A 5774-nucleotide genomic window follows, 5' to 3' on the forward strand; every position below is an offset into this window, starting at 1 on the left:
TCTTCTTTGATTCCAGTCTTCAATATGATTTGCATCAATTCTTCGTCACTCATTGAAGAAATACCATTGATTTTCATTTTTTCTCTGGGTCTTAGGGACTCATTCATTTCCTTAACTCTCATTGTTATCTCCTATTATTAAACAAATAATTTTTTTGCTTAGAAAGTGCATTTGTTAGGTAATTTGAAGTAAGTCCAACAAAAACACCTGTAAATATACTCAAAAACACCAAAATTGGCAAATACACGAAAATTCTAAGATTGTTCAGCATAATTGCACACACCAATACTTGCGATAAGTTGTGAGTAAAAGCTCCGAACAAGCTAACTCCAATCAACGAAAAATATTTTCTCAAATATTTGTTGACCAAATACATCACAACAAGTGAGCTTACAGCTCCTGCTAACGAATAGAAAAAGCTTATAACAGCCCCTGTGATTAGCATTAGTAAAAATGATTTTAAGATTCCTATTACAAGAGAATCTCTAAATCCAAAAACAATTAAGCATGTAAGAATTACAATGTTGCTGAGCCCAAGCTTTGCTCCAGGCATTACGATTGGAAGTGGAATCATCGACTCAATCAAGCTTACAACTAATGCAACTGCCGTTAAAATAGGAATATGTAATCTTTTCATCAATAATTCACCACATCAATATCATCTTTGTTTTGCTTGTCAGCCTTCACTTCTACAACTAATTTGTTCGGCAAACAAACAATAACATCCCCCGGTTTATCTATCTTTCCTTTTAAGATGCACAACTTTTCCGGACAATCGGATTCAGTAATTGCAACACTGTATCCATTAATATGAACAACGTTGTGACCGTATTTATTATCAATTTTATAATCATAATGATCGATTGGAAGAGTAATTTGTTTGATTTCTTTTCCATTCACTTGAATTGAAACGTATTTATCTTGTGCATTTACGTTATTATAATTTAAAATCACAAATAAAACGGCCGAAAAACACAACAAAAATCCAATCAAAATTTTATCGTATTTAGTCATAAATTTCTCCTTTAAACTACCTTATAGTTTATCATTTTATCGTGTATCTTTTCAAGATTAAACAAAAATGAAAATCCATTTGCAAATAAAAAAGAACCTCGAAACTTTAAATGTTTCGAAGCTCTTGAATTTAAACTATTTATGATTTTAAATCAAATTTTATTTTAATGAGTTTTTCCACCTGTAACTTTGATGTCTTCGTCATTGTCTATTACAGCTTCAATTGCCTTTTCCAAAGCTTTTGCAATTGTATCCAAATTCATTGAAGCAGTGTGTGGTTTATTTAAAACTTGTTCTGGCAAGAATGGAATGTGAATAAATCCAGTTCTCATGTTTGGATATTCAGTAGCTCTTAAATGTGCCATTCCATATGCAACATGGTTACAGATGAATGTTCCTGCAGTGTTTGATACAGATGCTGGAATGTTTGCTGATTTAATATTTTCAACCATTGCTTTGATTGGTAGAGTCAACAAATATGCATCAGGACCATCTTCGGCGATTTTTTCGTCGATTGGTTGGTTTCCTACGTTATCCTTGATTCTACAATCGTCAACGTTGATTGCAACTCTTTCTACAGTGATGTCTTCACGTCCACCAGCTTGTCCCACTGATATTACAACATCTGGTTTAACTTCTGCAATTTTTTCTTTTAATTTATCTACACTTTTTCCAATAACTGTAGGAATTTCTATTTTGATTATTTCATGTCCTTTAATTGAATCAGGTAAAAGCTTAACAGATTCAATTGCAGGATTGATTTTTTCTCCGCCAAATGGATCAAATCCAGAAACTAAAATTTTCATAAATTACCTCCTAAAATGCTAATATCATTAATAAAACAACATGAACAACTACTAGAGCTAAAGCAACAGGAAGTTGTGCTTTAATAACTCCATTTTTATCTTTCATCTCTAAGATTGCAGCTGGAACTATGTTAAAGTTTGCTGCCATTGGTGTAATCAAAGTTCCGCAGTATCCAGCAGTCATACCAAGTGATGCTACAACGGCAGGATTTGCTCCTTTTGCCATCAAAAGTGGAACACCAATTCCTAGAGTAATAACGGTAAATGCAGCGAATGCATTACCCATTATCATCGTAAATACAACCATTCCAACAATATATGCAACAGCAGCTGCAAAAACCCCTGCATCTCCTACAATTCCAACAGCTAAGCTACCTATTAGCTTACCAACACCTGCAGATGCAAATATAACTCCCAAACCACCTAATAATTGTGGTAGTAATGATGAAGATCCAACTTGCATCAACATTTTTGTAGTGTCCTCAGCAGTTTCTTTTGCTTTTGGTTTTGCGATTATTATCGCAATAATTAAAGCCAATAATGATGAAATAGTAAGAACTTGTGCAGCTGACAATGAGAATATTCCATCAGTGTTTTTCAATGGAATCTTAAAAGATTTCAATTGCGATAATAACATCGCACTAATTCCCATTACTAAAGCTGGAATAAATATTTTCCCTCCAACTTTTTCAGCATTTTTCATTCTTTCTTCTTCAGTTAGTTCCTTAAATTCTGCTGGTTTGATTTGATTTGCAATTGATAATACTCCCAAAATTAAAAGTATAACACCTACAATTATTCCACCGGATTCTACATTTCTAACCAAGAATCCTCCACCAGCAAATAATACTCCAAGTAATATCCAGAAAAGCATTGTACCAATCTTTGCTTCCTTGTTGAATCTTGCACGGATACCAGTCATTATGCAGATAATTCCACATAAAATATAGGCTATCTCATCAAGAACAACCTGATTATCTACAAAAAAATCAAACATTTTTTATATCCTTTCTAAGTTTCATTTCAAAAACAGCACATTGTATAAGTGCAATAATCAACATACTAACCCCTGCAAATATAGACCATTTTGCTATTTCTGCAGTTTCCAATGGAAATCCTGCATCTTTTAATGTAGTTTGCATCAAAAGTACACCAGATGCCAATGGAAATATATTTTGTCCGTAGAAGTTACCGTAGTTTTCAACAGCAGCAGCTAAACCCTTTAATTCATCAAGTCGTACTTCTGTCAAATCAACTTTTTTTCTTGCAGCACCTTCTGCCATTGGTAAAATCAATGGACGAATAAATTGAACGTGTCCACCAAGTCTTAAAGAAAACGCAGCAGCTATCCATCTAATGAACAAGTAAATCCACAAAACAGAACCTGCACTAGCCATTTTGAACTTAGAAATAAAATCTCTAGCCTTTTCCTTAAGTCCATATCGTTCCATAATCGCGATAACAGGGAATGAAATCAAGAACAAACTCATCAGTCTATTATTTACAAATCCTTCTCCCATAATTTTCAAAGTGCCTGTTAATCCAAGACCTCCCGCAAGACCTGTAACAAGACCTGCCAAGAGAACTATTCCCAAAACATCTAGTTTTAGCGCGAATCCAACGACAATAATTAATATTCCTATGAAAACTAAATATTCTCCCATACTTTACTCCTTAATTTTAATTAGCCAAATAGATTTTAGCTTCTTAAAATTATACCCGATACTTTTTTATTTTAAACTTTTAATTAAATTTTAATCTCAATTTTGCTGTTGTGAGGTCTTTGTTTGTTAAGTTTTTGATATATAAAAACAATTTTCTATTTGCTATTAGCTCTAAAAAGGATTAATGCTCATCTGATTCATAAGCTAAGTAATTAGCATACATATAATTATCTTAATAATTTTACGCTCAAAAAAACGGAATGTATCCTGTTATGTAAAGGTTACATTCCGTTTAAAATAATATTAAACTATTCCATTTTTATGAATTCATATTGATATTTTTTGTTCTTTTCTCTTTTTTATACTCTTAAGATCATTGATAACATGTACGCCATCACTAACATATCCTCCATCAGGTAAATACGGAATTTGAAGTGGCCATACAGTGAAATACAATGTAAAAATCACAATTTGTATAGTTCTTAATATAGCCATAGGTAGTATTTTTGAGTTCATAATAGTTATAACTTCTGGCTTTTTATTTACCAAATAAATCAATGGAATCAAACATATAAGATATGCAATTGTTCCTAATCCTCCAGAAATATGTGTTATCAATGATCGGAATGTCCCTTCCTGAAATTTATTTCCGTATGTTATCTTACTCAAAAAAGGAATTCTTCTAATTGACCATCTTTTTGTTTGTATGAATTTTTTTCCATATCCTATTGTTATTTTGTAGTTATCATCTTTGAATAGTATTTTATACATTACTAGATGACCTAATTCTTTAAAAATTCTAGATAGCAATAGTAGTATGTAGATAATAGGTATTGCTATTATCACATTAATTAATATTGATTTCATTAATTCTCCTCTTTAAATTTATGTTAATCATCACTAACTATACTATAATAACCATATCTAACTTCTTATATTTTTCTTCTAATTTACATTATCCTCTGTTGATTTTAGAATATTAATAATATCCATTCCATCACTTATATTATTAAGGTATTTTACAGGTAAAATAGTTGATATAAAGAACGCAGCATTAGTTAATATCGAATATATCATCATGTGCTTCCAAAACTGATTCGTTACACTATAATCTCTATATATAAATATAAGTAAAAATGTCATCAAAAGGCTAAATAACGGTCCACCTAGCGTAGGCATAATTTTTCTCCATTTATCAGATTTATTATATCTATCCAAATCTAAAATTGTCCAATATGCACGTCCTGATGCTGGTATAATTTTTATAGCAAACTTTCTAAAATCGATTATACTTTTTCCAATGCCTAGCTCTATTCTATGATTAGTAGTATCAAAAAAAATCTTAGACATTATTATATGTCCTAGCTCATGCATAAAACACGAGATTAAAAATATTATATAATAGCAAAGTATTCTTTTTATCATTCTGATCTCCATGTAAAGGATTTATTTTAATTTTTATCTTTGATTACGTTTTCAGTATATCTCTAGCAATTTTATTTGTCAAGAACATTGTAAGAAATTTATAAATATTTTACAATTAGTAATTTTTACTGATTATTAATTGATAATCTTATACATTAAATACATATGACAACTCATATTTTTTATACTAATTTAGGGTATGCCTTAATAAATATTTAGTGCTAATTAATACACAAAAACATATAACCCGATAAATAATTAAAAAGCGGAATGTTCTGTGATATACAGATTACATTCCGCTTGTAAAATATTAAGCTTCTTTAGCAGGAGCTTCTTGAGCTTTTGCTTTAGCTTGTTCTTCTTTTATTTTAAGTCCTGGATAAATAGCTTTTGTAGGACATTTGTCTACTGCTTTTTGAACTTGTTCTGGATCTAATCCTTCTGCATTGTTGAAGTGAGCTAAGTTATCTTCAACGCTGAATCCGTCTGGACACATCTTAGCGCAAATTCCACAAGCAATACATCCAACTTTACAGTATTGTCTTACATCTTTACCTTTATCGTGACTGTTACATCTTACATAAACGTCTTGATCGTAGTCAACAAGTTTAATAATATTTCTTGGACAGATTTCAATACATTTTTTACAAGATGTACATTTTTCTTTGTCTACTAATGCAATGCCATTTACAATGTGAATTGCATCGAAGTCACACACATCTACACATGTTCCGCAACCCAAACATCCATCTGGACAAGTTTTGCTTCCACCTTGAAGATTGTGGTTAACTCTACAATCCATAATACCTTTGTATTTGAATTTTTCAGTAGCGTATTCTGGAGTTCCTTGGCACATTACACATGC

The 5774-nt window shown here is 31.2% G+C and carries 9 protein-coding genes; all 9 read right to left on the reverse strand.

All coding sequences use genetic code 11. The features are described from left to right. On the reverse strand, positions 1-122 hold a 122-nt coding region (locus KHW44_RS10115), incomplete at its 3' end, for a UPF0758 domain-containing protein (RefSeq protein ID WP_369680520.1). A 2-nt stretch (positions 123-124) separates the two neighbouring features. Further along, positions 125-637, reverse strand: a complete 513-nt coding sequence (locus tag KHW44_RS05670) for a Gx transporter family protein (RefSeq protein WP_094203300.1) — start codon at positions 635-637, stop codon at positions 125-127. Then, on the reverse strand, positions 637-1014 hold the full coding sequence (locus KHW44_RS05675; protein ID WP_304067001.1) for a NusG domain II-containing protein: 378 nt from the start codon (positions 1012-1014) through the stop codon (positions 637-639). The genes KHW44_RS05670 and KHW44_RS05675 overlap by 1 nt, the downstream gene beginning before the upstream one ends. 164 nt (positions 1015-1178) lie before the next feature. Beyond that, positions 1179-1820, reverse strand: a complete 642-nt coding sequence (gene pcp, locus KHW44_RS05680) for a pyroglutamyl-peptidase I (RefSeq protein WP_304067004.1) — start codon at positions 1818-1820, stop codon at positions 1179-1181. 10 nt (positions 1821-1830) lie between these two features. Then, complete coding sequence (locus tag KHW44_RS05685) at positions 1831-2817, reverse strand: 5-oxoproline transporter, DUF979 family subunit (protein WP_156849878.1); 987 nt, start codon at positions 2815-2817, stop codon at positions 1831-1833. Beyond that, on the reverse strand, positions 2810-3484 hold the full coding sequence (locus KHW44_RS05690) for a DUF969 domain-containing protein (protein WP_002835543.1): 675 nt from the start codon (positions 3482-3484) through the stop codon (positions 2810-2812). The genes KHW44_RS05685 and KHW44_RS05690 overlap by 8 nt, the downstream gene beginning before the upstream one ends. A 327-nt stretch (positions 3485-3811) precedes the next feature. Beyond that, on the reverse strand, positions 3812-4351 hold the full coding sequence (locus KHW44_RS05695) for a hypothetical protein (protein WP_304067022.1): 540 nt from the start codon (positions 4349-4351) through the stop codon (positions 3812-3814). Between the two features lie 78 nt (positions 4352-4429). Continuing rightward, entirely contained in the window at positions 4430-4909 is a 480-nt protein-coding gene (locus KHW44_RS05700) for a M50 family metallopeptidase (protein ID WP_304067024.1), read from the reverse strand. 310 nt (positions 4910-5219) lie between these two features. After that, positions 5220-5774: 4Fe-4S binding protein (locus tag KHW44_RS05705; RefSeq protein WP_304067031.1), on the reverse strand; the 555-nt coding region annotated here is incomplete at its 5' end.

Source organism: Finegoldia magna (assembly GCF_018371055.1).
Lineage (GTDB): Bacteria > Bacillota > Clostridia > Tissierellales > Peptoniphilaceae > Finegoldia > Finegoldia magna_I.

Coding starts and splice junctions, on each gene's coding strand:
- KHW44_RS05670 (WP_094203300.1), bottom strand. CDS start 637: ATGAAAAGATTACATATTCCTATTTTAACGGCAGTTGCATTAGTTGTA.
- KHW44_RS05675 (WP_304067001.1), bottom strand. CDS start 1,014: ATGACTAAATACGATAAAATTTTGATTGGATTTTTGTTGTGTTTTTCG.
- pcp (WP_304067004.1), bottom strand. CDS start 1,820: ATGAAAATTTTAGTTTCTGGATTTGATCCATTTGGCGGAGAAAAAATC.
- KHW44_RS05685 (WP_156849878.1), bottom strand. CDS start 2,817: ATGTTTGATTTTTTTGTAGATAATCAGGTTGTTCTTGATGAGATAGCC.
- KHW44_RS05690 (WP_002835543.1), bottom strand. CDS start 3,484: ATGGGAGAATATTTAGTTTTCATAGGAATATTAATTATTGTCGTTGGA.
- KHW44_RS05695 (WP_304067022.1), bottom strand. CDS start 4,351: ATGAAATCAATATTAATTAATGTGATAATAGCAATACCTATTATCTAC.
- KHW44_RS05700 (WP_304067024.1), bottom strand. CDS start 4,909: ATGATAAAAAGAATACTTTGCTATTATATAATATTTTTAATCTCGTGT.